Source organism: Mycobacterium sp., from assembly GCF_050701675.1.
Lineage (GTDB): Bacteria > Actinomycetota > Actinomycetes > Mycobacteriales > Mycobacteriaceae > Mycobacterium.
The window spans coordinates 1-1,848 of record NZ_JBOGDD010000566.1 but is presented as its reverse complement, the minus strand read 5'-3'; the positions used below and the strand labels follow the sequence as shown (position 1 = coordinate 1,848).

Annotated in this window: 2 protein-coding genes and 1 pseudogene; all 3 read left to right on the top strand. The window is 62.7% G+C overall.

From position 1 onward, the window contains the following. Nucleotides 1-754, top strand: a 754-nt coding sequence (locus ACRDUX_RS17265; protein ID WP_526415241.1) for a DUF4070 domain-containing protein, incomplete at its 5' end; no start/stop codon positions are given. Between the two features lie 162 nt (nt 755-916). Continuing rightward, nucleotides 917-1,639: a hypothetical protein gene (locus ACRDUX_RS17260; protein ID WP_526415240.1), complete on the top strand. Its 723-nt coding sequence runs from the start codon at nt 917-919 to the stop codon at nt 1,637-1,639. Then, a pseudogene (locus ACRDUX_RS17255) lies at nt 1,636-1,848 on the top strand (hypothetical protein); the annotation flags it as partial. The gene ACRDUX_RS17260 and the pseudogene ACRDUX_RS17255, both read left to right, overlap by 4 nt.

The following is a 1,848-nucleotide window of genomic DNA, read 5'->3' as shown; positions in this document are numbered from 1 at the left end:
GGTCGCAGCCAACATCACAGCGGTCTTCATCGGCATCGAGACCCCGAACGAAGAATCGCTGCGTGAGACGAAGAAGTATCAAAACGTGCACAAGGGCGGGACGCTCGTCGACCGCGTCCGCAAAGTGCAGGACTCCGGGCTAGAAGTCTGGTGCGGCATGATCGTCGGTTTCGACCACGACGACGCCCGAATCTTCAAGGCACAAAGTGATTTCATGCAGCAGACGGACATCATGCACGCGATGGTCGGCATGCTCTCGGCCATCCCGAAGACACCGTTGCACGCGCGTTTGAAGAGTGAGGGCCGCCTCGATCTCGACGAGGAGCAGGCGTACGGCACCAACGTGATTCCACTGGGCATGACTCGCGAAGCGTTGCGCGACGGGTACATCGGTCTAATGCAGGACTTGTACGACACTGACTTTTACTTCGATAGGCTCGAGAATCTCTACCTCACACGCGGATTCGATTTCGCCCGAGCTCGCAACGCGTACTTGGACCGACATCCGTGGCAGAAATGGCGAGCGCGATCGTTTGATGCGGTTCGAGCGGTTGGCCTGTTCCTGCTGCTGATGAAGAATGTCCCCGACCCGGAGTTGCGGCGAATCTATCGCCGCAGGATGTCGACGATGCTCCGCCACCGGCCGGATCCGAGCGTGCTGTTCATCTGCGTGGTCAAGTGCGCCATGCACTACCACCACTACACGATGTCGCACCAGATGGCCGAATCACGAACCCTGGTCAACACCTTCTAACGCCACCATGCCCCAGTCGGGCGTACCAGCGGTGATGCTCCCACCACGGTGGGGTTGTTTCGCAGGTACCGAATTTCACACCGCAACACGCATGTCCCGGCGCGTCAGGACGGTGATTCGACCAGGATCGGAGATCATACAAATGTGACTGATGTTGCAAATGTGACTACTGATGACCCGCAGCCTGCCGAGTCGCCGGTCGAGCCCGAGGTGGCGCCTACCCAGCCGCCGGCGGCGAAGCGGGCATGGTCGACGCCCAAGGCCCCACTCACCCGCAAGCAGGCCGACGACATGGGCCGTATCGCCCTCAAGGCCGTAGCGGGCATCTCCCACTTCATCGCCAGCGTCGCTCGATATGGCGCGGGCATCGTCGGGCGACTATGGCGCTCGATCGAAGCAGTGCCGCCAACGCTGCAACTGTTCTTCGTCGCGGGCATAGTCATGCTCCTCGGCGTCGTCGGCTCGATCGCGTTGCACAACTCCCTCGGGTTGATCTGCACCGTCGTGGTGGTCCCGGTCTGCTCGATCACCCTGGGTGCGCTCGGGCACCGCTGGTACAGCGGACTCGGTAACCAGCCGACGCAGCACACGGACAAGGGTGCCGCTGAGCCGGCCATCTCGGACCTGCAGCGTTCCGTCGAGTACGTCGACAAGAAGCTCGCGGTGGCCCTCACCTCGTTCGGCACCGAACGTCACCAGCAGGCCGTGATCGCCCTCTTCCAAGCGAAGACTGCCGTCGAGCTCACGCTGGGAACCGAGCAGGACTCCGCGAGCTATGGCGACGTGCCGCTGCCCGCCGACGCCCACATCCTCCGGCCGCGGATCCGAGTCGGCTCGGCATCGACATCGCCGTTGCGAGAAAGCAATTCCTTGGCGGCCTCGTGAGCGGTCAGACGATCACGGGGCAGGTCGCGCTCGTTGAGGACGACTACACGCTCGTCCTCAACCGGGGCGCCGAAGCCGGTGTGACGCCAGGCATGGTCTTTGCGGTGCATTCCACCACCGGTCAGGTGATCACCGATCCGGAATCCGGCAGAGAATTGGGCAGACTCAGCCGGGAGGAGCTCCGCGTGCGGGTGTTCGATGTGCACCCG